This is a genomic window from Buttiauxella sp. B2 (assembly GCF_006376615.1).
Taxonomy (GTDB): Bacteria; Pseudomonadota; Gammaproteobacteria; order Enterobacterales; family Enterobacteriaceae; genus Buttiauxella.
The window spans coordinates 12,056-35,005 of sequence record NZ_VEXQ01000020.1 but is presented as its reverse complement, the minus strand read 5'-3'; the positions used below and the strand labels follow the sequence as shown (position 1 = coordinate 35,005).

General features: G+C 48.2%; 23 protein-coding genes. 15 read left to right on the top strand and 8 right to left on the bottom strand.

Annotation, left to right across the window (positions count from 1 at the left end):
* Positions 1-10: 10 nt before the first annotated feature.
* Positions 11-1,189, bottom strand: coding sequence for an efflux RND transporter periplasmic adaptor subunit (locus FH968_RS18605; protein ID WP_139882241.1), 1,179 nt, complete (start codon positions 1,187-1,189; stop codon positions 11-13).
* A gap of 24 nt (positions 1,190-1,213) precedes the next feature.
* Complete coding sequence (locus FH968_RS18600) at positions 1,214-1,669, bottom strand: MarR family transcriptional regulator (RefSeq protein WP_139882240.1); 456 nt, start codon at positions 1,667-1,669, stop codon at positions 1,214-1,216.
* A gap of 386 nt (positions 1,670-2,055) precedes the next feature.
* Between FH968_RS18600 and FH968_RS18595 the strand changes: the two genes are divergently transcribed.
* Positions 2,056-3,168: a DUF1615 domain-containing protein gene (locus tag FH968_RS18595; protein ID WP_139882239.1), complete on the top strand. Its 1,113-nt coding sequence runs from the start codon at positions 2,056-2,058 to the stop codon at positions 3,166-3,168.
* Positions 3,169-3,222: 54 nt separating this feature from the next.
* Here the strand turns inward: FH968_RS18595 and FH968_RS18590 are convergent, their stop codons facing one another.
* Positions 3,223-3,549: a DUF2755 family protein gene (locus tag FH968_RS18590; protein WP_370451534.1), complete on the bottom strand. Its 327-nt coding sequence runs from the start codon at positions 3,547-3,549 to the stop codon at positions 3,223-3,225.
* 272 nt (positions 3,550-3,821) lie between these two features.
* Here FH968_RS18590 and FH968_RS18585 point away from each other — a divergent pair, with 272 nt between their 5' ends.
* On the top strand, positions 3,822-4,052 hold the full coding sequence (locus tag FH968_RS18585; protein WP_139882238.1) for a DUF2754 family protein: 231 nt from the start codon (positions 3,822-3,824) through the stop codon (positions 4,050-4,052).
* Between the two features lie 3 nt (positions 4,053-4,055).
* Here FH968_RS18585 and ddlA read toward each other — a convergent pair whose 3' ends face one another.
* Complete coding sequence (gene ddlA / locus FH968_RS18580; RefSeq protein ID WP_139882237.1) at positions 4,056-5,156, bottom strand: D-alanine--D-alanine ligase; 1,101 nt, start codon at positions 5,154-5,156, stop codon at positions 4,056-4,058.
* Between the two features lie 363 nt (positions 5,157-5,519).
* Between ddlA and FH968_RS18575 the strand changes: the two genes are divergently transcribed.
* The 4 genes from FH968_RS18575 to adrA all read left to right on the top strand — a co-directional run bounded on the left by FH968_RS18575 (position 5,520) and on the right by adrA (position 8,904).
* Positions 5,520-6,740, top strand: coding sequence for a multidrug efflux MFS transporter (locus FH968_RS18575; RefSeq protein WP_139882236.1), 1,221 nt, complete (start codon positions 5,520-5,522; stop codon positions 6,738-6,740).
* 178 nt (positions 6,741-6,918) lie between these two features.
* Entirely contained in the window at positions 6,919-7,179 is a 261-nt protein-coding gene (iraP, locus tag FH968_RS18570) for an anti-adapter protein IraP (protein WP_139882235.1), read from the top strand.
* A gap of 189 nt (positions 7,180-7,368) precedes the next feature.
* Positions 7,369-7,686, top strand: a complete 318-nt coding sequence (locus FH968_RS18565) for a PsiF family protein (protein WP_139882234.1) — start codon at positions 7,369-7,371, stop codon at positions 7,684-7,686.
* A 150-nt stretch (positions 7,687-7,836) separates the two neighbouring features.
* Positions 7,837-8,904 (top strand): diguanylate cyclase AdrA, encoded by a 1,068-nt coding sequence (gene adrA / locus FH968_RS18560; RefSeq protein WP_255431563.1) that lies wholly within the window; start codon positions 7,837-7,839, stop codon positions 8,902-8,904.
* Between the two features lie 34 nt (positions 8,905-8,938).
* On the opposite strand, the gene proC is transcribed toward adrA, so the two are convergent.
* Complete coding sequence (proC, locus tag FH968_RS18555; RefSeq protein WP_139882232.1) at positions 8,939-9,748, bottom strand: pyrroline-5-carboxylate reductase; 810 nt, start codon at positions 9,746-9,748, stop codon at positions 8,939-8,941.
* 158 nt (positions 9,749-9,906) lie between these two features.
* On the opposite strand from proC, the gene FH968_RS18550 reads away from it, so the two are divergent.
* The 5 genes from FH968_RS18550 (at position 9,907) to ppnP (ending at position 12,573) form a co-directional block, all read left to right on the top strand.
* Positions 9,907-10,368, top strand: a complete 462-nt coding sequence (locus FH968_RS18550; RefSeq protein ID WP_139882231.1) for a YaiI/YqxD family protein — start codon at positions 9,907-9,909, stop codon at positions 10,366-10,368.
* Positions 10,369-10,481: 113 nt separating this feature from the next.
* On the top strand, positions 10,482-11,006 hold the full coding sequence (aroL, locus tag FH968_RS18545; RefSeq protein WP_139882230.1) for a shikimate kinase AroL: 525 nt from the start codon (positions 10,482-10,484) through the stop codon (positions 11,004-11,006).
* 44 nt (positions 11,007-11,050) lie between these two features.
* Positions 11,051-11,242, top strand: coding sequence for a YaiA family protein (locus tag FH968_RS18540; protein WP_139882229.1), 192 nt, complete (start codon positions 11,051-11,053; stop codon positions 11,240-11,242).
* A 279-nt stretch (positions 11,243-11,521) separates the two neighbouring features.
* Positions 11,522-12,199, top strand: coding sequence for an AroM family protein (locus FH968_RS18535; RefSeq protein ID WP_139882228.1), 678 nt, complete (start codon positions 11,522-11,524; stop codon positions 12,197-12,199).
* Between the two features lie 80 nt (positions 12,200-12,279).
* Positions 12,280-12,573 carry a pyrimidine/purine nucleoside phosphorylase gene (ppnP, locus tag FH968_RS18530; protein ID WP_139882227.1) on the top strand — a complete coding sequence of 98 codons (294 nt, stop codon included), beginning with the start codon at positions 12,280-12,282 and terminating at the stop codon, positions 12,571-12,573.
* A gap of 42 nt (positions 12,574-12,615) precedes the next feature.
* Here ppnP and rdgC read toward each other — a convergent pair whose 3' ends face one another.
* Positions 12,616-13,527 (bottom strand): recombination-associated protein RdgC, encoded by a 912-nt coding sequence (rdgC, locus tag FH968_RS18525; RefSeq protein ID WP_139882226.1) that lies wholly within the window; start codon positions 13,525-13,527, stop codon positions 12,616-12,618.
* Positions 13,528-13,652: 125 nt separating this feature from the next.
* On the opposite strand from rdgC, the gene mak reads away from it, so the two are divergent.
* Entirely contained in the window at positions 13,653-14,564 is a 912-nt protein-coding gene (mak, locus tag FH968_RS18520; RefSeq protein ID WP_139882225.1) for a fructokinase, read from the top strand.
* Between the two features lie 64 nt (positions 14,565-14,628).
* On the opposite strand, the gene sbcC is transcribed toward mak, so the two are convergent.
* Positions 14,629-17,784 (bottom strand): exonuclease subunit SbcC, encoded by a 3,156-nt coding sequence (gene sbcC / locus FH968_RS18515; protein WP_139882224.1) that lies wholly within the window; start codon positions 17,782-17,784, stop codon positions 14,629-14,631.
* The gene (sbcD, locus tag FH968_RS18510) at positions 17,781-18,998 is read right to left on the bottom strand and encodes an exonuclease subunit SbcD (RefSeq protein WP_139882223.1); all 1,218 of its coding nucleotides are present in this window, start codon (positions 18,996-18,998) and stop codon (positions 17,781-17,783) included. The genes sbcC and sbcD overlap by 4 nt, the downstream gene beginning before the upstream one ends.
* Positions 18,999-19,186: 188 nt before the next feature.
* Here sbcD and phoB point away from each other — a divergent pair, with 188 nt between their 5' ends.
* From phoB to brnQ, 3 genes are all read left to right on the top strand, one after another.
* Positions 19,187-19,876, top strand: a complete 690-nt coding sequence (gene phoB, locus FH968_RS18505; protein ID WP_139882222.1) for a phosphate response regulator transcription factor PhoB — start codon at positions 19,187-19,189, stop codon at positions 19,874-19,876.
* A gap of 22 nt (positions 19,877-19,898) precedes the next feature.
* A complete protein-coding gene (gene phoR / locus FH968_RS18500; protein ID WP_139882221.1) occupies positions 19,899-21,206 on the top strand; it encodes a phosphate regulon sensor histidine kinase PhoR in 1,308 nt (435 codons plus the stop codon).
* A gap of 408 nt (positions 21,207-21,614) precedes the next feature.
* Positions 21,615-22,937: a branched-chain amino acid transporter carrier protein BrnQ gene (brnQ, locus tag FH968_RS18495; RefSeq protein WP_139882220.1), complete on the top strand. Its 1,323-nt coding sequence runs from the start codon at positions 21,615-21,617 to the stop codon at positions 22,935-22,937.
* The last annotated feature ends 13 nt before the right edge of the window (positions 22,938-22,950 follow it).

The following is a 22,950-nucleotide window of genomic DNA, read 5'->3' as shown; positions in this document are numbered from 1 at the left end:
AACGTCTCTCTTAACGGGCGCGTGAAGCTACCGTATTGCTGTTGTCATGAAGGATCCTGGCCACCAGTTTGTCTGCTGCTTCCAGCGAGTCTTGATAGACATCTGTGGTGAAACGTGGGGCGCTAACCGTTTGTTGCGGTAGCAAATGACCGTCAACGTTGCGGATATCCACACGTGCATTCATCGAAAGGCCAATACGCAATGGATGTTTCTGCATATCGTGCGCATCTAGCCTAATACGTACAGGTAAACGTTGAACGATTTTGATCCAGTTACCACTGGCATTTTGCGCGGGTAATAAAGAAAACGCACTACCGGTGCCGATACCCAAACTTTCAATCGTTCCGTGGTATTCAATTTTATCGCCATAGAGATCGGCATTCAGCATCACTTTTTGCCCAAGACGCATGGCATTCATTTGGCTTTCTTTGAAATTGGCATCAACCCACACTTCGTTTAGCGGCACGATGGCCAGCAGCGTGGTGCCTGAACTTACGCGCATTCCTAGTTGCACCGCGCGTTTGGCAACATAGCCGCTAACCGGTGCGACGATGGTGGTACGCGAGTTATCAAGATAACGCTGGCGAAGGGTTGCAACGGCGGTTTTAATTTCTGGATGGCTATCAATAACAGTGTCATCCACCATCGCAAGGTTGGTTCGCAATGCTTGCTGAGCAGCCACCAAATCGCTTTGTGCGCTGGTAACGGCATCGCGATAATGCGAGAGATCTTCAACGGCAATAGCACCGGTCGAGAAAATTTTCTGACGACGCGCATAATCATTTTGCGCAGTCTGTAAGGCAACCTGTTTTGCTGCAACTTGCGCACGATAATTATCCGCCGTGCTGTATAAACCGCGAACCTGGCGCACCGTATTGGCAAGATTGGCTTCAGCCTGTTGCAGCGCAATTTTGGTATCACTCGGATCCAGCAGCACTAACGGCTGGCCCTTTTCAACGAAATCACCTTCATCAGCCGTGACTTGAGTTACCGTGCCACCGATTTGCGGCGTGAGCGCTACCTGGTTGCCATTCACATAGGCATCATCGGTGGTTTCGTAGAAACGTGCGTACAGCAGATACCACGTAAGACATCCCGCAGCGATAAGTACCAGAATAATGATAAAAATAATAAAGTTACGTTTACGCTTACTGGTGCGTGGAACGTTTTCAGCAGATGTGTTTTCCATCTTATTTACGGCCTTTGTGAATACTTAGCGATGAGGGGCGGTGATCTCGTCCGGCAGCATTTTTGTAATTAGCTCTACCAGTAAACGGGATTCATCGGGGGTGAGTCTTGCAGTGAGATCGCCGATGATCGAGGACAGCGCCTCGTTCTGAAAGTGATCGCAGATAATCTGGCCTTTTTCTGTCAACGCCAAAACTACCTGCCGTTTATCCTGTGGATGAGGGTTGCGAACGATAAGATCGCGCTTAACCATGCGATCCACCATTCGACTCATAGCACCTGCATCCATCAATAAGTTTTTGCTGATTTCAACTGGACTGGTGAAACCTTTATAAATATTAATCAGCACTTTAAACTGTGCTGCGGTGATATCAGCGCCCGAAAAATACTGGCTGATAAGCTGATCTTTAAACTGGTTCGCTAAATGGATTAGCAAACCGAGATGAAATTTGTTGTCGATAATACCCGGATTGTTACTCATGATATTTGCCTGGTCAGTAATTACATATGAAATTACTGACCAGGCAATCAACTGTCAAGTTTATGTCAAGATAAACGCACTTTATGTCAGCGAGCCAGCCAGAGTTCCGCGGTTATTTCATTTCACTTTCCAGCTCTGAGTCTTCTCTTCCTACTGCGAAAGATCGCGATGCATCCAGCCGCTTATCAGATCGTTAATGGCCAGGCGGTCAGCAAAATATTGAGTATTCATGTTGTCACACCTTAATTTTTATGATTGCAATATAAATAATAACTATTGGGATTAATAATCATGCATCTAATTGTCAATCAGGGATTTTCCACTATCGCAGAGAGAGAAAAAATGGCAGGGTTGTTGCGTCTGATTTTTAAGAGAAAAGGGATGTTATGACGGCCACGATTTCCAGATCTCCACGTTCAGCTATCTGCCTGAGTTTCCTGGCAATGATGGTGCTTGCAGGCTGTGCGACTAAAACAACTACGGCACCGGTTTCTGAAACCACGAAACCCGTTGATGTTGAAAGTGTAGTGAAGCAGAAAATCCCTGCCAGCGTAAAAGACCGCAACAGTTGGGCAAAAGATTTAGCCACCACCTTTAAGAGCCAGGGTATTACGCCAAGCGAGGAAAATATCTGCTCGGTGCTGGCAGTGGCACAGCAAGAGTCCAATCTGGTTGCCGATCCGGCAGTGCCTAATTTGAGCAACATTGCCTGGAAAGAGATAGACCGTCGCGCTGAAAAAATGCATATCCCCGTGTTTCTGGTTCATACCGCGTTATTAATCAAATCGCCAAATGGTAAAAGTTACAGCGAACGTCTGGATAACGTAAAAACAGAAGGGCAGTTGAGCGCTATTTTTGATGATTTTATCGATATGGTGCCAATGGGGCAGAAACTCTTTGGCAATCTGAACCCGGTGCATACTGGTGGCCCGATGCAAGTCAGCATCGCTTTTGCAGAGCTTCATACCAGCGACTATCCGTGGAAGATGGAAGGTACTGTGCGCCAGGAAGTGTTCACACGACGCGGCGGGTTGTGGTTTGGCACATACCATTTGCTGAACTACCCGGCAAATTATACTCGTCCCTTATACCGTTTTGCTGATTTTAACGCCGGTTGGTACGCTAGCCGCAATGCGGCGTTCCAGAGTGCAGTCAGCAAGGCAACGGGCGTGAAACTCGCTCTGGATGGCGACTTAATTTTGTATAACACCGATAAACCTGGTAGTACCGAACTGGCGGTCAGAAAACTGGCAGATAAACTTGATATGAGTGAAAGCCAAATTCACCGCGCGTTGCAAAAAGGTGACAATATCGATTTCGAAAAAACCGAGTTGTATCAGCAAGTTTATGCAATAGCGGAAAAGAAAGCGGGCAAGAAATTGCCACGAGAAATGCTACCGGGCATTACATTAGAAAGCCCGAAAATTACCAGGAACCTGACAACTGCATGGTTTGCACAGCGGGTGGATGACAGACGTGCTGCTTGCATGAAACTTTGAAACGAGCAGGCAGATGATTGAGATCTATCTGCCTGCTTTCAGCTATTGCGCAAATCAGAAATGATGGCGATGGTGGAATTTCAGCGCCAGATTCATCACGCCTAGTAACGCGCAACCGGCGAGAAATGGCACCAAACCAAATACGGTGCTCACTGCAAATCCCATTTCAATGCGCGGGCGAGTAGCATCATTGCCTTGTGCCAGATGTTCAAGCACCCCAGGCGCATGAACCATCAAACTAAGAACTTGCGTACCGACCCAAAAGCAGAACAATATGAACACGGCGTAAGCCAAATTACTCCGGGTAGATCCCTCTGCTTTCGTTGTTGAAACAGTGGTTACTGCAGGAACAACCTGTTTCGACAAACTCATATCTGTCATCACGACCTCCCATGTAACAGTAAAGCGATTCAGGCTACGGCCTGATACTTCAATTGCGTGAGTTTGGCAGGTCATATTGATTGTCAATATCAGATTGTTGGTAATTTCTGATGCAGAATACTCCTGGTTTGTGAATATATGTTTGAGATCACATATCTGCAACTTAGGTTAAATTTTCACAACAATATCCTGCCAGACCCGTATTAACGTGCGGTTTCTCGTCGCGGGCTATGCCACAATAAGTTCTCTTTATTGTCCTGACGGATTGCACCATGTCTGCGAAAACATTGTCTTTAAAAATGCGCCGTGACTGGCATTATTACTCCGTAGCAATTGGCCTGATCTTTATTTTGAATGGTGTGATTGGTTTGTTGGGGTTTAAAACCGAAGGCTGGCAAAATTATGCTGTTGGTCTGGTGACGTGGGTAATTTGTTTCTGGCTTGCGGGATTTATTATTCGCCGTCGCCCGGAGTCTGAAGCCACGGAGACGGCGAAAGAGTAGTACCTAAGCGGTAATCGAACTTTTCAGGGCGCTATCCTGCTGGTGTCGCTCAAGAGCCAGTTTAATCAAACGAGTAATCAGCGTTTGATAATCTAGGCCACTTGCCTGCCAGAGTTTTGGATACATACTGATATTCGTGAAACCTGGCAGTGTATTGATTTCATTGATAATGACTTCATTGTCGGCTGTCAGGAATACGTCAACTCGCGCCATGCCACTGCATTCCAGCGTTTGATAAGCGCGCACTGCAATCTCACGAATTTTATCGTTAATCTCATCCGGGATAGCCGCAGGCACCACAACTTGTGCGCCTTTATCATCAATATATTTGGTATCGTAAGAATAAAAATCGCTACTCACTACGACTTCGCCGCAGGTGCTGGCTTGCGGCTCGTCATTTCCCAATACTGCGCACTCAATCTCACGGCCTTTAATACCGGTTTCCACCACGACTTTATGGTCAAACTCGAATGCCAAAGCAACGGCAATTGCATATTGTTGCTCGGTATTCACTTTGCTGACACCAACCGATGAACCTTGATTGGCCGGCTTAATAAACAGTGGTAAACCAAGTTTGGCTTCGACTTCGGCAAAACTGATTTTATTGCGATTCGCGCGGGTGAGAGTAATGAACGGAGCGATATTCAGCCCGGCATCACGTAGCAGGCGCTTAGTGACGTCTTTGTCCATACTGACGGCGGAACCCAGAACACCCGAGCCGACAAACGGCAGGTTCGCCATGCGTAGCATCCCTTGCAGGGAGCCATCTTCGCCTAACGTGCCATGAACGATGGGGAAAATAACATCTACAGGTGCTAAAAGCTGTGCAGAGGAGGATTCAATCAGTTGATTTTCTGTTTGGCCGGGTACCACAGCGACATTCGTCCCGGAACGGTTCAGGGCGATTAATGCCGGGTTTTCTGCGTTTAACAGATAGTTGGACGCATCATTGACGTGCCACTGGCCTTGTTTATCAATACCCAGCAACACCACTTCAAACTTCGATTTATCAATGGCGTCGACAATATTTTTCGCCGACTGAAGCGACACTTCGTGTTCTGCTGACTTGCCCCCAAACACGATACCGACCCGCAGTTTTACCATGCCCAAACCCATCCTTAATCAGTACAAAGGCGGACAACATACCACGCTCATACTGTGGATTCATGTGCTTCCTGCGGCTAAAACAGCTCAACTTCTATAATGATTATTCCGTAAACAATATCAGGTGATGGGATGGCGAACGGAGCGAGGATTTTGATTAGGATAACCATCATGGTTGCGGTTTGTTTGTGGATCTAAGAATGTTTGCCCCTTTTTTGGTCATACGCAGGGCCTGGAATATAATGTGACACACGCTAATCATTTTCATCTGGGAATGTTTGACTTCGGGCTTTGTCGATAAATTTTATTTGTATGATAAACTTCACAGTATTCCGCTTATCCCACTAATAAAGCGTGCACGGTATGGAATCCTGGAAGGTCAATATTATCTCGGTATGGTTCGGTTGCTTTTTTACCGGGTTAGCCATTAGCCAAATTCTTCCTTTTTTACCGCTCTATGTTGAACAGCTAGGCGTGACTTCTCATGAAGCGTTATCCATGTGGTCCGGTTTGACTTTCAGCGTGACGTTTTTGGTTTCAGCGATTGTCTCTCCGATGTGGGGAAGCCTTGCCGACAGAAAGGGCCGAAAATTGATGCTGTTACGCGCATCGTTCGGCATGGCGGTTGCTATTTTATTACAGGCATTTGCAACTAATGTCTGGCAACTCTTTATTCTACGAGCCCTAATGGGGCTAACCTCCGGCTATATTCCAAACGCGATGGCATTAGTGGCCTCTCAAGTGCCACGAGAACGTAGTGGTTGGGCATTAAGCACACTTTCTACCGCGCAAATCAGTGGCGTTATTGTTGGCCCACTATTGGGTGGATATATGGCTGACACCCTTGGTTTACAAATGGTGTTTTTTGTTACCGCAGCACTGTTAATGCTCAGTTTTTTAGTGACGTTATTACTGATAAAAGAGGGTGGGCGGCCCAATACCAGTAAGGCTGATCGTTTATCGGGCAAGGCAGTGTTTGCTTCCTTGCCTTATCCTAAATTAATGATAAGCCTGTTTGTAACGACCATGGTCATTCAACTTTGTAATGGTTCTGTGGGGCCAATACTTGTTCTATTTATCAAGCATCTTTCCCCTGAAAGTAACAACATCGCCTTTATTAGTGGTTTTATTGCGGCCGTACCTGGGATCTCTGCACTTATTTCAGCGCCGAGATTAGGTAAGCTGGGGGATAAAATCGGCACTGCCAGAGTATTAATGGCAACGCTAATTTTCTCAGTGATATTATTTTTTGTTATGTCGTGGGTAACATCACCATTGCAATTGGGGGTATTACGATTCTTACTCGGTTTTGCCGATGGTGCGATGCTACCAGCGGTTCAAACCTTACTGGTGAAATATTCCAGCGATCGGGTGATTGGGCGTATTTTTGGTTATAATCAATCGTTTATGTATCTTGGCAATGTTGTAGGTCCGTTAATAGGAGCCGGTGTTTCCGCGATGGCAGGTTATCGATGGGTATTTATTGCCACGGCGTTGGTGGTATTGCTGAATGTATGGCAGCTGGCGATTATGCTACGGCGAAAAAAACAGCAGGATGCTCAACAAAGACAGATTGCACCATAATATTCAGTCTTTATTCTAAATTGAGGGCTCTTAATTTTAGAGTTGAAATAACTATGGCGCAGTATTCTTGCACCTGGGCACATATTTAGCGGGTTATATAAAAATAGTCACATTACCCTCTAGGCAACATGAAATCAGAATGCTAACTTCATGTTTAAAATTCCTGGCGGTAATAACTATGCGAAACCTTATTTCTGAGTTACTGGCAAAACTCGCCGAAAAAGAAGAAGAGTCAAAAGAATTTGTCGCGCAGATTGAAACGCTGGAAATAGTGGTTATCGCCATGCTGAGAAAAATGGATCAGAGTGACCAACAGGCAATAATCACTAATATTGAAGATGCCTTAAAAGAGGCCGAGCCAAAAGAGACAGCAACGGCTCAAGATACCGCTCTCCTGAAGCAATATTTAGACAGAATGTTGACACAAATGCGTAATTGATTACATGCGTCACTATTTTTAAAACGGTTATTATTAGTAAGGTCAATTAAAATAAAATACTGCTGCACTACTTTTCCCTCTCCGTATTAACTCTTTTTTCATCTTTCCTTTGATTCTTTTCCCTGGGCAGTTCGCCTTTTTTCCAACCACGAACCAAAATTAAAGCACCACAATAAAAAGGATGGTGCTATGAAAACTGTATTCGTGATGGTGATATTGGCGGGGTGGGTTGGGTCTGCTGTGGCGGCAGATAAGGCAATGACACCACAGCAACAACGTATGACGACATGCAACCAAACAGCCACTTCGCAAACCCTGAAAGGGGATGCACGCAAAACCTACATGAGTAACTGTTTGAAAAATGGCCAGTCAGCTCCCGCAGATAAAAGCTTGACGCCGCAACAACAGAAAATGAAAGACTGTAATGCTGAAGCTGGCAAACAAACCTTGTCCGGCGACGCACGAAAAACTTTCATGAGTAATTGCCTGAAAAAACAAGCCAAATAGTTCAAATGGGTGAGTCGGTTCGCTGACTCACCCGAAAAATCATACTTCCCCCTAAACCAGACTTTCTATAATTACGGAAAATATTTCAGAATATTCCTAATTATCATGATAAATGATCACAGTTCTGGTAGATGGCTTCCAGGGGGCATTATGGATAGCTCAACGTACCTTAATGAAGACCGGCATCGCTCAGGGCGGCGATTTGCCCGCCGACTTTATGTACCCCGAATTATAGGGTTAGCGACAGGTTTTTTCTGTGTCTCATCTGTACTGGTTACGCAGCCGGTGTCGGGATGGTGGTGGTTGTTGCTGGTTGCTTATGGTTTTATCTGGCCTCACTTCGCATGGCAAACTGCCGATCGTTCATCTAACCCTGCACGCGCTGAAATCCGCAATTTAATGATTGATTCATTGATGGGGGGGGTCTGGATTGCTGTGATGGGAATGAATGCTCTGCCCTCAGCGTTAATAATGGCAATGCTGTGCATGAATAACGTCGGCTGTGGTGGGGTGAAGTTGTTCCTTAGCGGTTTGGGAGTCATTGTTCTGAGTTCTTTGTTGACGTTGAGTTTGCTCCACATCCCTCTTAATCTGCAAACCATGCCATCTCAGGTATGGATTTGTTTACCATTCTTGCTGGTTTACCCGACCTACTTTGGCCTGGTGAGTTACCGAACTGCGCTTAAACTATCCGAACATAAACGAAGGCTTATGCACATGAGCACCCGTGATGGCATGACTGGTGTGTATAACCGCCGTCATTGGGAGCATCTGCTTCATGGCGAATATGATAACTGCCAACGTTACCAACGAAATGCCACCTTGTTACTCATTGATATCGACCACTTTAAATCTATTAACGATTCATATGGTCACGATGTTGGGGATGAAGCCATTCTTGCAATAACCGAGCATTTACAACTGACGCTGCGTATCACCGATGTGATAGGTCGTTTTGGTGGTGATGAATTTGGCGTGATTATGTCAGGTACGCCGCAAGAAAGTGCGATACAGGCAATGGCACGTGTACGGGAATATCTTCAAGAGTTTCACCTACCGCACGCTCCGCTTATTTCGCTGCGCATAAGTGTGGGAGTGGCGGAGTTTGATAGCGGTATGGTGAACTATCGCGAATGGTTAAAAGCGGCTGATGTGGCATTGTATAAAGCCAAAAACCTGGGGCGTAGCCGTACAGAAGTTGCTGACATTGCAGCATAAAACCCTCTTCTTGTTACAGAAGAGGGTAGCAGAATTATGATTTACCCAAATGCTCAGACTTTTCCATACATTTCACCACGGCTTCCATCACAGCAGCTCTGAAACCTTTTTCTTCCAGAACCTTTACTGCTTCAATGGTTGTACCGCCGGGTGAACAGACCATATCTTTTAATTCACCAGGATGTTGGCCGGTTTCCAGCACCATTTTGGCTGAACCCATGACTGCCTGTGCGGCAAATTGATACGCTTGTTTACGCGGCATTCCACCCAGCACTGCGGCATCTGCCATAGCCTCGATAAACATAAACACATAAGCAGGTGCTGAACCGCTGACACCAACAACCGGATGAATCATGGTTTCAGACACCACTTCTGCAAGCCCGAAGCTGCGGAAAATATTAACCGCGTCAGCAATATCTTCTGAAGTGACCAGCGCATTTGGTGTAATCGAGGTCATCCCCGCATTCACCAGTGCTGGTGTGTTTGGCATCGCGCGGATAATTTTGCGATCGTGTCCAAGTGCTTTAGCCAGTGAATCCAGAGTGACGCCTGCGGCAATGGATATCACCACCGTATCTTTATCCAGGCTAGAGCTCACTTCGCCCAGTACTTTTAGCATCACATTCGGTTTTACGGCACCGAAAACAATATTGGCGATTTGTGCGACTTCCTGCGCGCTTTGTGCTGCGTTAACACCATATTGCTCGTGCAGGGCCTCTACTTTATCGGGTGACGGTGTGTAGACCCAGATGTTACCAGGAAGTACCTGTCCACTGGCTATCAGGCCACCGAGTATGGCTGTTCCCATGTTGCCGCAACCAATAAAACCAATCTTCTTATCCAAAGTCTCACTCCATCGTCTGAGTTGTGTGATTAGCATAGCTTAACCTCGGCCAGGCCTAAACAAAACAGCAAGCCGCCATACACCGGAAAGATAAAGTTTGAGATTCTGGAAAAGCACGGCAAGATCGTCACTATCCCCAACGACAATCAGGAGTCGTCATGCAAATCTGGGTGGATGCCGATGCGTGTCCAAAAGTAATAAAAGAAGTACTGTTTCGAGCCGCGGAGCGCGCGCAAATTATGGTAACGCTGGTTGCCAACCAAGGTCTGAAAACGCCACCTTCGCGTTTTATTCGTAGCCTACAAGTGGCAACGGGTTTTGATGTGGCCGATAACGAAATTGTACAACGTTGCGAAAAAGGTGACTTAGTGGTCACCGCCGACATTCCTTTGGCAGCCGACGTGCTGGAAAAAGGGGCTATTGCCTTAAATCCTCGCGGTGAGCTTTATACGCCTGCTACCATTCGCGAACGCCTGACTATGCGTGATTTTATGGATACATTAAGATCCAGTGGCGTACAAACCGGTGGGCCAGATAGCCTTAGCCAGCGTGACCGCCAGCTATTCGCCAATGAACTGGAAAAATGGCTGCTTGTCGCTAAACGTTCAAAATGCGCCTGATACCGATGTTATTCTATTCCACGTACTAGCTTGCTGGTATGATGACTTGCGTAACGATAAGCGTTATAGATTTTTTGACCCACGACTTGCGTACTGCTGAGGATTAGCCACTGATGACTCAACCCATTTTTTTAGTCGGCGCACGAGGTTGTGGCAAAACAACCGTAGGTGTTGCGTTAGCGCAGGCATTGGGCTGTAACTTTGTTGATACCGACCACTACCTATTAACCAGCACCAAAATGAGCGTTGCCGATATTGTTGCGCAAGAAGGCTGGGAAGGTTTTCGTCGTCGTGAATCCGGTGCGTTGCACAGTGTTACGGCACCTGGCACGGTTATCGCTACAGGTGGCGGCATGGTTCTGGCCGAAAGTAATCGCCAGTTTATGCGTGAGCATGGAGTGGTTATCTACCTGCGTGCCCCGGCACAAATTCTTGCCTCTCGTTTAGAAGCATTTCCGGAAGAAGGCCAACGCCCAACCCTTACGGGCAGACCGATTACCGATGAAATTGTTGAAGTTCTTGCTGCACGTGAAGCGCTTTACAACCAGGCTGCACACCATGTGGTTGATGCCACTCGTCCCCCGGCAGAAATTGTTGAGGCAGTGCTGAATGTATTGCATACGGCTAGAGCCAGCTGAATCCTGGCTATACTGAACGCTCATTCATTACCAAAGGAAGAGCGATGGCGAGCAATCCTCCATATCCTCGGGAAGCGCGTATTGTTGCCGTTGAAAAGGGTGCTACAGACAAAACTGTGACCTGGTATCAACTTCGTGCCGATCATCCCCATCCTGATACGTTGATTAGCGAGCATGAAACCGAACAAGAAGCGCTGGATGCAAAGCGGCGTTATGAAGATCCGCAAAAGACGTAAGTTCCCGGCAAGGATGCCATGTTAACCCCCTCATCTTTTAGCTAACTCAATGAGATGGTGATAAGTCACATCTTTCATTAAACACATTTTGTTAAAAATTCATTACCGTGATGTTGTACTAATGTCATTAACGTTTCGTTGAATATTCCGGCAGATGCTCTGCAATTATGCTGCTACGCTTTGTGGTTAATTATTGAGCGACCTTCAGCAGGGCATCATTCGTAGGAAGATACCAGCGCAGCAAAGAGGGGCTGATATGGGACAAGGGCGGAACGAAACATGAAACAAACATTGGCAATTATCACCATCGGCGTCGTCCCGGTCAGTGAAATACTGCCGCTACTCACAGATCATATTTCCGAAGAACAAATTAAAACTTTCAGCCTGTTAGGTAAACTTTCATATGATGAAGTGATGGCTGATTACAGCCCAGAGCCTGGCGAAGAACACCTACTTACACTTTTATCGGGCAACGTTTTGGCTGAGGTAGGAAAGCAAAAAGTAGAACGTGCTTTGCAGGCTGTCATTGAGGTGCTGGATAACCAGGGCTTTGATGTCATTTTATTGATGAGCACACATCGTTTATCCAATCTTTCGGTACGCAACGGTATTTTGCTGGAGCCAGAACGCATTATCCCGCCGCTGGTGGCCTCGATTGTCGATGGGCATCAGGTCGGCATCATTCTTCCCGTACCTGAAATGCTGAAATTGCAGAATAAAAAATGGCAACTGTTGGCAAGCGAACCCTTGTATGAACTGGCGAACCCAGTACATGGAACCGAGCAGGATTTAATCGATGCAGGGAAAAAACTGGTTGAGGATGGCGCTGATGTGTTGGTTCTTGACTGTCTGGGCTTCCACCAAAAACACCGCGATTTGTTGCAAAAATCGTTGGATATCCCGGTATTATTATCAAACGTGCTGATTGCTCGCCTGGCCTCCGAATTGCTCGCTTAACGGCGGGAAATAATTTGCGTGACAGGCTCTTGAGTTCCCCTTTATATTGTTTTTTCAACTATTTTTAAAAGGGCCTGGTCATGCTACAAAGTAATGAGTACTTTTCCGGTAAAGTAAAATCTATTGGGTTTACCAGCAGCAGCACTGGCCGCGCAAGTGTTGGCGTCATGGTTGAAGGTGAATACACTTTTGGTGCAGCACAACCAGAAGAAATGACGGTAATTAGCGGGGCATTACGCGTTTTACTGCCGGGTGAAACTGAGTGGAAAACGTATACTGCGGGCACCGTATTCCATGTTCCTGGGCACAGTGAATTCCATCTACAGGTAGCCGAGCCGACTTCCTACCTTTGTCGTTATTTGGCTGATAAATAATAGTTAATTCCCCTCTTCTCGGAAAAAGAAGAGGGGAAAGGCTTAGCGTTGAGCTTCGCCACCTAACGCTTCAACCAGATTGTTAATCAACGCTGCTAATTCGCCAGTCATCAAAATAAAATCTGCATCAAAGCGAGCACCGAAATCTTCACGGTCGATATCGTCATTCTGCTCACGCAACGTATCAGCAAATTTCAGTCGTTTAATCGAACCGTCATCAGCAATCAAAAACTGAATACGTTCTTGCCAGTCGAGAGCCAGTTTTGTGACAACCTTGTCGGCTTCGATATGAGCAGCAATCTCATCACACACCAGATCCTGCTGTTTGCAACGAATCACACCGCCACCTTCAAGAATGGCTTTTAATTCAGCTTCATCCATCAGTGCAAAGCCTGGAGGAACGTCGCCGGAGCGAACCCACTCGGTCAGCGTCAACTCGATGGGGGTCTCCAGCGCTAACGGCACAACCGGCAGCGACCCGAGGCTTTTACGCAGTAATGCCAGAGTGTCTTCGGCTTTTTTAGCGCTGGCACAATCCACCATGATCAAACCGTTTACCGTGTCGATCCACATCATGGTTTGGTTGAAACGACTGAAAGCGCGTGGCAACAAAGAGTGCAGCACTTCATCTTTCAGAGAATCTTTTTCGGTCTTTTTCAGCTTACGAGCCTGCTCGGCTTCAAGTTTGCTGATCTTCGCTTCCAGTTCTTGTTTAATCACTGGAGCCGGGAGAATTTTTTCTTCTTTACGGGCGCAAATCACAATCTGCCCGTTGGCAACATGGGTTAATGCATCGCTGTGCGAACCCATTGGCGACACCCAGCCAGTCTTCGCCATATCCTGGCTACCGCATGGGGTGAAAGTAAACGCGGCCAACTGTTTTTCCATGTCATCCGCTGAAAGCGTGATGTCACGGCTTAAACGGTAAACCATTAAATTTTTGAACCACAGCATGATTATTTCCCGGACGGTCAGTTAAACGCAGCGGGCATGATAACGAATCAGCCGCCGTGTTTCATTGCCTTTACGGGGTCGGACTTCTATTCTGTTGATAACACTAATTAAATGAGGGCATCGCTTTGCGCATTGGTATCGATTTAGGTGGAACTAAAACAGAAGTGATCGCTTTAGCGAATGACGGCAAACAACTTTTCCGCCATCGCTTACCGACACCCAAAAACGACTATCAGCAAACCATCGGCACGATTGTTGAGTTGGTGCGCCTGGCAGAAGCTGCCACTGGTGAGAAAGGTACGGTCGGCATCGGTATTCCTGGTTCAATTTCACCTTTTACCCGCATGGTAAAAAATGCCAACTCAACCTGGCTTAACGGCCAACCTTTCGATAAAGATTTGTGCGATGCGCTACAGCGCGAAGTCCGTCTGGCAAACGATGCTAACTGTCTGGCCGTTTCCGAAGCTATCGACGGTGCGGCAGCAGGGGCGGCGATTGTATTTGCAGTGATTATTGGCACTGGGTGCGGCTCTGGTATTGCCATTAACGGACGTAGTTTGATTGGCGGCAACGGCACTGCTGGGGAGTGGGGCCACAACCCATTACCGTGGATGGACGAAGACGAACTGCGCTTTCGTCAAGAAGTGCCTTGTTATTGCGGCAAACAAGGGTGCATTGAAACCTTTATTTCCGGAACCGGCTTTGGCACCGACTACCATCGTCTGAGTGGGAAACCACTGAAAGGCAATGAGATCATGCAGTTAGTCGAGAGCCAGGATCCTGTAGCGGAATTGGCGATCGCGCGTTATGAAATGCGTCTCGCGAAATCTCTGGCCCACATCGTCAACATTCTTGATCCTGATGTCATCGTATTGGGTGGCGGCATGAGCAACAACGAACGTTTGTACAAAACGGTGCCGCAACTGGTGAAACCGTGGGTCTTTGGCGGCGAGTTTGAAACGCCAATCCGCAAAGCAGTACACGGTGACTCCAGCGGTGTACGTGGTGCGGCGTGGTTATGGCCGCTTGAGAGATAATTTTCCACGCAACCTGGCCCTCGCCCCTTTATTGTGAAGGCCAGGTTTTACCCTCGACAAAAAATTACTCGACCGCAAACTCTTTTGCCAACCGACTAACACCCAATCCGTTGATCTTCTTCACCTTAATTTGAACCGGAATGCGTTCTTTCATCGCCTCGACATGGCTTATCACGCCAATGGTTTTACCGCTGGCATTCAATGTGTCGAGTGCATCCAGCGCGGTGTCTAGCGTTTCGGCATCCAACGTGCCAAAACCTTCATCAAGGAACAGTGAGTCGATACGCGTTTTATGGCTCACCAAATCGGAAAGTGCCAGCGCTAGTGCCAGGCTAACCAGGAAGCTCTCACCGCCAGAAAGTGTGCGCGTATCACGCACCGCATCGGCCTGCCACGTATCCACCACCTGCAATTCCAGCGCTTCACTGTCTTTGCGTTGCAGCAAATAACGACCATGTAAACGGTTGAGCTGGTTGTTCGCCAGCCACACCAGATTGTCGAGCGTCAGCCCTTGTGCAAATTTACGGAATTTATCGCCTTCTTTCGAGCCAATCAGGGCATTGAGATAGCCCCAATCTTCGACTTGTTGATGGCATTCAACAATCGCTTGCATCAGCCCTTGTTGGCGCTGACGGTTTTCCTCGTCATGGCGTAGCTGTTGCTGAATTTGCCCCTGCTGCGTGGTGTTCTCTCGCAGTCGTTGGTTGCATTGCGCCAGTTGTTCTTGCAGCAAACTCAGTTCAACATCCAGGGCCAACGTTTCCGGGCGCGCTGCACGGTGTTCTGTTAGCGCTTTTTCAGCTTGTTGGAAGAGAATAGTTTGCTGTTGATGTTGTTGCTCGAGCTGTTGTTTTTTTAGCTCGAGATGCTGGCGTTCATTTTCTTCCAGTAATGCGGCCTGGAATGTTTCCACGTCAGTGAACGGGCTGGCGGCCAGCGCATTCAGGAATCGCTCGTTTGCCTGAGCGACGCGAGTTTCTTCCTGCTGAAGCTGCTGTTGCAGTGTCTGCCACTGGCTTTCCAGCGCTATGCAATCACTATGCAGGCTATGCCAGTTCTGTAATGCCGATATTTGTTCACTTTCGGATAATGATGTCGGCTCGCTGCTGTCGTCAATTAACGCGCTGAGCACACTTTCCAGCGTGGTTAATTGCTGCTGTAAACGTGGAAGCTGTTCGTGGCGCAACTGCCATTGCTGCGATTCTTGTTGGCGCTCTGCAAGCCAGGTATTTTCCTCACCCGGAGCGGGATGTTGCAAACCGACATTTTCGAGTGCGGTGTTTAGTGCTGCGCGCTGGGAAGTTATCTGCGCGGCAAGTTTGCCGTATTGAGCTCGCGTTTGCGCAAGTTGCTCTTCCATAGCGATGCGCTGAGTGAGTTGATGCAATTGCTGTTCGCGTTGCTCTTCGCTTTCCAGCCATTGTTGAAGATCATCTTCTGGCGTCATGGCGAGTTGCAGACTGGCGCACAGTTGTTGCCAGCGTAAACGCAGTGCGGTTTCTTCCTCATCCAGTGCAGTGATTGCACCGATAAGGTTTTCACGTTGTTTGCGCTGGGAATCAAGCTGGCCTTTTATCGCAAAGCCTGCTTCCGCAAGGCTTGCCACCTCTTGTTTTAGCGCTGCAAGCCGTTGCTGGTTTTCACCTGGTTGTATCGCCTGGTAATCCGCCACCGCCGGATGTTGCGTGGAGCCGCACAGTGGACAGGGTTGATCGGGCTGCAAATGGGCGCGTTCAGCTTCCAGGCTGACTATGCGCAATTCCTGCTCACAGACTTTCTCCAGGTCACTCTCATGCTGGCGGCGTTCTTTATATTGCTGGCGTTTGAGTGCCAGTTCCGCATCGCCCTGAGCAATCAGTTTCTCAAGCGTGGCGAGGTCTTGTTGCTGCTGCGTTTTACGCTTGAGAAGTGATGAAAGCTGCGGTTGTAGCGTGGCAAGTTGCTGGCGCTGAGGGCGTGCGGCAATCGTCGCATGTAAATGAGCACTCACTTCGTCCGTATTTAGAGACAACTCTACAACTGGCAGCAGCCCCAGCTTTTTCTGGCAGGCTTCGATATCGCTCTGCAAGGTTTGAAGCTGAGATGTATCTCGTTGTTGTTGGCTGAAAGCCATGCGCCAGCCCGCCAACTCAGAACCCCATAGACGATAACTGTCATGAGTTTTGAGCCACTCCTGAAGCTGTGTGTTTTCTAGCGCCAGTTTTGCCGCCTGGCTTGCTGCTGCAAGTCGCGTTTGCTGACGACGGACGGTCGCCTGACGTAAGCGAGTATTCACTTCTTCAGTCTGGATGCGAATTTTTTGCAGCGTAGCCTGAAGTTCTTGTAGGCGTTGCCAGTCAGGGCGAAGTTTCTCCGCAGGCTGTGCGCGTGTCAGTTTTTCTAATAGCGGTGCCGCTTCTTCAATGGCTCGTGCTGCTGCATTCCGTGCCTGTTCGGTTTGCGAATGGTTCTGTGTCAGTTGCGAAAGCTGGCTTAACCATTGTTGATGCTGTTGGAGTTTAAGTTGTTCCGCGAGCTGTAATTTTTCTTCTGAAGTCAGTACCTGCAAACTCACAGAAAGCTGCTGGCGTTGCTCTTCACTCAACAGTGCGACACCAGCGGCCTGCGCTTGCAGGTTCTCAAGTTGGCTACGAACATTTTTATGGTTTTCGAACACTGCCGCAGAAACGGTGCCGTAAATTTCGGTGCCAGTCAGTTCTTCAAGCAATGAAGCGCGGTCATTGGCATCAGCATTTAAAAATGCGGCAAATTGGCCCTGGGAAAGCATCATCGAACGAGTAAAACGGTCGTAATCTAGCCCAGTTAATTTGGCGGTGATATCGAGTTTATCTTTAACTTTATCGGCAACTATTTTGCCACTGGCGACTTCGGCCAGTTCCACTCGAGGAGCTTGCAGATTCCCGTTTACCGCATTGCGCGCGCGGTTCTGGCTCCAGAATGCACGGTAGGCAACGCCTTTAACTTCAAACTCGACCTCCGCCAGACATTCGGCGGTGTCGCGCGTCATCAAATCATTCTGCGATTGGGAGACAGTATTGAGACGTGGGGTTTTGTGATAAAGCGCGAGGCAGATAGCATCCAGTAGTGTGGTTTTCCCGGCACCGGTTGGCCCGGTAATCGCAAACAAACCATTGCTGGCAAAGGGTTCGCTGGTGAAATCAATTTTCCATTCCCCTTTCAGGGAGTTCAGGTTTTTTAACCGCAGGCTGAGGATTTTCATGCTTGCTCCTCTGCGTCATGCAGGCTCGCCACCGTTTGGGCAAACAGGGTGCGCAAGCGTTGTGCGCGTTCTTGCGTGGTTTCTTCCTGAACCAGACGACGCTCGAAAACTTCTTCAACCGTCAGTTCACTCAATGTTTCTTTATGCTGCTGGGCGATAACACGTTCACGCTGCTCACGACTGCGGCGCAACAGCACCACTTCAACGGGCAGTGTTTCAGTGAGCTGTTGAATATGGCGCTGCGAATCATGCAGATATTCATCAGTGGCAATTTCAATATCCAGCCACACTTTGGGTTCAGCTGGTGCATCGCGCCATTGGGCAAGTTGTTGTTCAATTTCGCTCAGTGAACCTTTGATAACCGCCAAAGGCTGGCTGACTGGTACATTCAGCGCGGTAACTTCATGAAGTTTACCTTCAGTAAACTCAACCAGATAAACGCTTTTGGTCTTGCCCGTTTCGTCAAAGCTCAAAGGAATCGGGGAGCCGCTGTAACGGATATGTTCGGTGCCGCCAATTAATTGCGCACGGTGAATATGGCCAAGCGCAATATAATCAGCCTGGGGGAAATGTTGCGCCGGGAAGGCATCAAGCGTACCAATATAGATATCGCGTACCGCATCGCTTTTGGTCACACCGACCGTCGTTAAATGTCCGGTGGCGATAATCGGTAGCTTCGCATCAGCACGCAACTCGCAGGCTGCGTTGTAGCAATGCTGATAATGTTCGCTGATAGCTTCCATTAATGAACGCTGCTTTTCATGGCCGGATAATCCCGCCTGGCTGCTTTGAATATCACGCGGTCGCAGAAATGGAATCGGGCAGAGAATGGCACCCGGCTGGCCATTTTTGGTATTGAGCACGATTGCTTGCTGACTGACGTCATGACGCGCACTGGCAATAACATACGTGTTCAGGCATGCCAGCAGTTCGCGGGATTCGTTCAGGGTAGCGACAGAGTCATGATTTCCCGCCAGTATCACGAGGGAACACCCCGTCGCCTGGAGTTGTACCACAAAGCGGTTATACAGCTCGCGCGCGTAACTTGGTGGGGAACCGGTATCAAAAATATCTCCCGCGACAATTATGGCATCCACATCATGCTCGACTGCGGCTTTGAGCAACCATTCAAGAAAAGCCTGGTGCTCTGGCCCTCGGCTTTTGGTATAAAAATTTTGTCCAAGATGCCAATCTGATGTGTGAATAATGCGCATGACTTGTCCCGAGATTCAAAAACGTAGCCGCGATTATAAAACGGATACGGAATAACGGCATAACTCAGTGTCATAATTCAACGTGATGAGTCATCTGGCAGTCATGTATTTCATAAATCTGTCATAAATCTGACGCATAATGGCGCCGCATTGAAACAACAATAATTATTACTTGAGCAAGGCGAATCATGGCGAAGCGTATTTTAGTCGTAGAAGATGAAGCTCCAATCCGTGAAATGGTGAGCTTTGTGCTTGAGCAAAACGGTTTTCAGCCTGTAGAAGCGGAAGATTATGACAGTGCAGTCAATCTGCTTATCGAACCCTTCCCTGACTTGATATTGCTGGACTGGATGTTACCTGGCGGTTCCGGTATTCAGTTTATCAAGCACTTGAAACGTGAAGCGCTGACACGTGAAATACCGGTGATGATGCTGACTGCGCGTGGTGAAGAAGAAGACCGCGTGCGGGGCCTTGAAGTTGGGGCTGATGACTATATTACAAAACCGTTTTCCCCGAAGGAGTTGGTGGCACGCATTAAAGCTGTGATGCGTCGAATCTCTCCGATGGCGGTGGAAGAGGTGATTGAGATGCATGGTTTGAGTCTCGACCCCTCATCACATCGCGTGATGGCGGGTGAAAACCCATTGGATATGGGGCCAACAGAATTCAAATTGTTACACTTCTTTATGACGCATCCAGAGCGTGTGTATAGCCGTGAACAATTGCTTAATCATGTATGGGGCACCAATGTTTATGTCGAAGACCGAACAGTGGATGTACATATTCGACGGTTACGCAAAGCGCTCGAACACAGTGAACATGACAGAATGGTACAGACAGTACGCGGTACGGGTTATCGGTTCTCAACCCGCTTTTAATTCCTTGTCAGGAGAGTGATGCGTGCTGGAACGGTTGTCATGGAAAAGGCTTGTGCTGGAGCTTGTGCTCTGTTGCATTCCAGCCGCCATTTTAGGTCTTATTTTTGGCCATTTGCCTTGGTTTTTATTGCTGGCAGTCACTGGACTGCTGGTATGGCATTTCTGGAATTTACTGCGTTTGTCGTGGTGGCTGTGGGTTGATCGCAGCATGACACCACCGCCCGGACGCGGGAGTTGGGACCCGTTGTTGTACGGCCTTCACCAGATGCAGTTACGTAATAAAAAGCGCCGTAAAGAGCTGGGGAGTCTGATCAAACGCTTTCGCAGCGGTGCGGAGTCGTTGCCAGATGCTGTGGTTCTGACTACCGAAGAAGGGACAATCTTTTGGTGTAACGGTCTTGCTCAGCAGTTGTTGGGGTTGCGCTGGCCGGACGATAACGGGCAGAACATCCTTAACTTATTACGTTATCCAGAATTTACCCGCTATTTGTCGCAAAAAGATTTTTCTCGCCCTTTGACGCTGGTGCTCAACAACGGTCGCCATCTGGAGTTTCGCGTTATGCCCTACAGCGACGAACAGTGGCTGCTGGTGGCGCGAGATGTTACTCAGATGCACCAACTTGAAGGGGCTCGTCGTAACTTCTTTGCCAATGTAAGCCATGAATTGCGTACACCGCTGACCGTGTTGCAGGGTTATCTTGAGATGATGCAGGACCAGACGCTTGAAGGGCCGCTTCGTGAGAAAGCTCTCAGCACCATGCGTGAGCAAACCTCGCGCATGGAAGGGTTGGTTAAGCAACTTCTGACGTTATCAAAAATTGAAGCGGCTCCTGCGATGGTGCTCAATGAAAAGATTGATGTGCCATTGATGCTGCGTGTGGTGGAACGTGAAGCGCAGACCCTCAGCCAGCAAAGACATACACTTCAATTTGATATCGATCCCACTCTGAAAGTGTTTGGTAACGAAGAACAGCTACGTAGTGCTATCTCTAACCTCGTTTATAACGCGGTAAATCATACGCCAGAAGGCACGCATATTACGGTGTGCTGGAAGCGAGTTGCAGGCGGCGTGGGCTTTAGCGTTGCGGATAGTGGTCCAGGAATTTCAGCAGAACATATTCCGCGTCTGACCGAGCGTTTTTACCGGGTTGATAAGGCACGTTCACGGCAAACAGGCGGCAGTGGGTTGGGGCTTGCAATAGTGAAGCATGCTTTGAGCCATCACGATGCGCGTCTGAATATCGAAAGCCAGATGGGCAAAGGCTCGACGTTTTCCTTTGTGATGCCAGATCGCTTAATCGTCAGTGAGAAAGTGGTTCAGGCAGAGTAGTTTAATCACATTCGTAAAAATAACTTTCCACAGGTCAGAATTCTGGCCTGTGTTTTTTTTGTTCGTTTTTTAATAAAAAACTCTTAATTGTTTGTAATTTAACCGCACAAAAGACCATAATATTTTCTTATGAATAAACTAATCAACCAACTTTATCTCTAATTAAAGGATATCAATCTGGTTTATAGATCCCTTCTTGCCTTCAAACGCTATAAGCGTTTTAATTGCCGCCCTGTGATTAGTAGACCGACTGGATATGAGTGGTAATTCAAACAACTATTCTTCTCCACCGATCCCGGAAAGGATTTTCCGCTGTCGTTACTGCTTATCACCGCTTTTATGCTGCATTCATGGGCATGAAAATTTGAATACTTTCAACACAACACATCCACAGGCTGCAAATATTTTATGACCCATCATTTAAAATCTCGAGACATCCTCGCACTAGGGTTTATGACCTTTGCGCTGTTTGTCGGAGCAGGCAATATCATTTTCCCACCGATGGTGGGGTTACAAGCGGGTGAACACGTTTGGATTGCGTCACTCGGTTTCCTGGTGACGGCTGTTGGCCTGCCGGTTCTGACCATTGTTGCCATCGCTCGCGTAGGTGGTGGTATTGATAGCTTAAGTTCACCGATTGGCCGCCGTGCCGGTGTGCTGCTGGCAACCATTTGTTATCTGTCCGTTGGCCCGCTGTTTGCCACACCGCGTACAACTACCGTTTCTTTCGAAGTAGGGATTGCGCCGCTGGTGGGAAGTAGTGAACTGGCGCTGTTTATCTACAGCCTGGTTTATTTCGCCATTGTTATCGCCATTTCTCTTTATCCGGGCAAATTGCTGGATACCGTCGGGCATGTGCTGGCGCCAGTGAAAATTGTCGCGCTGCTGATTCTGGCAGCAGGCGCCATGCTTTGGCCTGCAGGTGGTATCAGTACGGCCACTGAGGCGTACCAAAATGCGGCGTTTTCCAACGGCTTTGTAAATGGGTATCTGACCATGGATACCCTTGCTTCGCTGGTGTTTGGCATTGTGATTGTTAACGCGGCGCGCTCGCGTGGCGTAACCGAATCCCGCCTGTTGACTCGCTATACCATCTGGGCTGGGCTGATTGCAGGTGTCGGATTAACACTGATTTACTTGGCTCTGTTCCGCCTGGGTTCAGACAGCGCGACGCTGGTTGCTGATCAGAATGCGAACGGTGCCGCGATTCTGCATGCTTATGTGGCACATACCTTCGGTAGTGCGGGAAGCTTCTTCCTGGCAGCCCTGATTTTCCTGGCTTGTATGGTTACGGCGATTGGCCTGACTTGTGCGTGTGCTGAGTTCTTCAGCCAGTATCTGCCGCTGTCTTATCGCTCACTGGTGTTTATTCTTGGCCTGTTCTCAATGGTGGTGTCTAACCTCGGATTGAGCCACTTAATTCAAGTTTCAATTCCGGTGCTGACGGCCATTTATCCGCCATGTATTGCGCTGGTTGTGCTGAGTTTCACCCGTCCGTGGTGGCATAACTCAACGCGTGTTATCGCACCGGCAATGTTCATCAGCACATTGTTCGGCATTATCGATGGTATTAAAGCCTCGGCAATAAGTGATATTTTGCCTGCGTGGACTTCGCGTTTACCGCTGTCTGACCAAGGCCTGGCCTGGGTTATTCCGACCCTCATCATGGTGGCTATTACCATCGTATGGGACCGCGCCGCAGGGCGACAGGTGGCTCACGCCGCCCACTAAAAATTTAAATTTT

Excerpts from the sequence above, each read along its gene's own strand:
- FH968_RS18605 (WP_139882241.1), bottom strand. The coding sequence starts at position 1,189 with ATGGAAAACACATCTGCTGAAAACGTTCCACGCACCAGTAAGCGTAAA.
- FH968_RS18600 (WP_139882240.1), bottom strand. The coding sequence starts at position 1,669 with ATGAGTAACAATCCGGGTATTATCGACAACAAATTTCATCTCGGTTTG.
- FH968_RS18595 (WP_139882239.1), top strand. The coding sequence starts at position 2,056 with ATGACGGCCACGATTTCCAGATCTCCACGTTCAGCTATCTGCCTGAGT.
- FH968_RS18590 (WP_370451534.1), bottom strand. The coding sequence starts at position 3,549 with ATGACAGATATGAGTTTGTCGAAACAGGTTGTTCCTGCAGTAACCACT.
- FH968_RS18585 (WP_139882238.1), top strand. The coding sequence starts at position 3,822 with ATGTCTGCGAAAACATTGTCTTTAAAAATGCGCCGTGACTGGCATTAT.
- ddlA (WP_139882237.1), bottom strand. The coding sequence starts at position 5,156 with ATGGTAAAACTGCGGGTCGGTATCGTGTTTGGGGGCAAGTCAGCAGAA.
- FH968_RS18575 (WP_139882236.1), top strand. The coding sequence starts at position 5,520 with ATGGAATCCTGGAAGGTCAATATTATCTCGGTATGGTTCGGTTGCTTT.
- iraP (WP_139882235.1), top strand. The coding sequence starts at position 6,919 with ATGCGAAACCTTATTTCTGAGTTACTGGCAAAACTCGCCGAAAAAGAA.
- FH968_RS18565 (WP_139882234.1), top strand. The coding sequence starts at position 7,369 with ATGAAAACTGTATTCGTGATGGTGATATTGGCGGGGTGGGTTGGGTCT.
- adrA (WP_255431563.1), top strand. The coding sequence starts at position 7,837 with ATGGATAGCTCAACGTACCTTAATGAAGACCGGCATCGCTCAGGGCGG.
- FH968_RS18550 (WP_139882231.1), top strand. The coding sequence starts at position 9,907 with ATGCAAATCTGGGTGGATGCCGATGCGTGTCCAAAAGTAATAAAAGAA.
- aroL (WP_139882230.1), top strand. The coding sequence starts at position 10,482 with ATGACTCAACCCATTTTTTTAGTCGGCGCACGAGGTTGTGGCAAAACA.
- FH968_RS18540 (WP_139882229.1), top strand. The coding sequence starts at position 11,051 with ATGGCGAGCAATCCTCCATATCCTCGGGAAGCGCGTATTGTTGCCGTT.
- FH968_RS18535 (WP_139882228.1), top strand. The coding sequence starts at position 11,522 with ATGAAACAAACATTGGCAATTATCACCATCGGCGTCGTCCCGGTCAGT.
- ppnP (WP_139882227.1), top strand. The coding sequence starts at position 12,280 with ATGCTACAAAGTAATGAGTACTTTTCCGGTAAAGTAAAATCTATTGGG.
- rdgC (WP_139882226.1), bottom strand. The coding sequence starts at position 13,527 with ATGCTGTGGTTCAAAAATTTAATGGTTTACCGTTTAAGCCGTGACATC.
- sbcC (WP_139882224.1), bottom strand. The coding sequence starts at position 17,784 with ATGAAAATCCTCAGCCTGCGGTTAAAAAACCTGAACTCCCTGAAAGGG.
- sbcD (WP_139882223.1), bottom strand. The coding sequence starts at position 18,998 with ATGCGCATTATTCACACATCAGATTGGCATCTTGGACAAAATTTTTAT.
- phoB (WP_139882222.1), top strand. The coding sequence starts at position 19,187 with ATGGCGAAGCGTATTTTAGTCGTAGAAGATGAAGCTCCAATCCGTGAA.
- brnQ (WP_139882220.1), top strand. The coding sequence starts at position 21,615 with ATGACCCATCATTTAAAATCTCGAGACATCCTCGCACTAGGGTTTATG.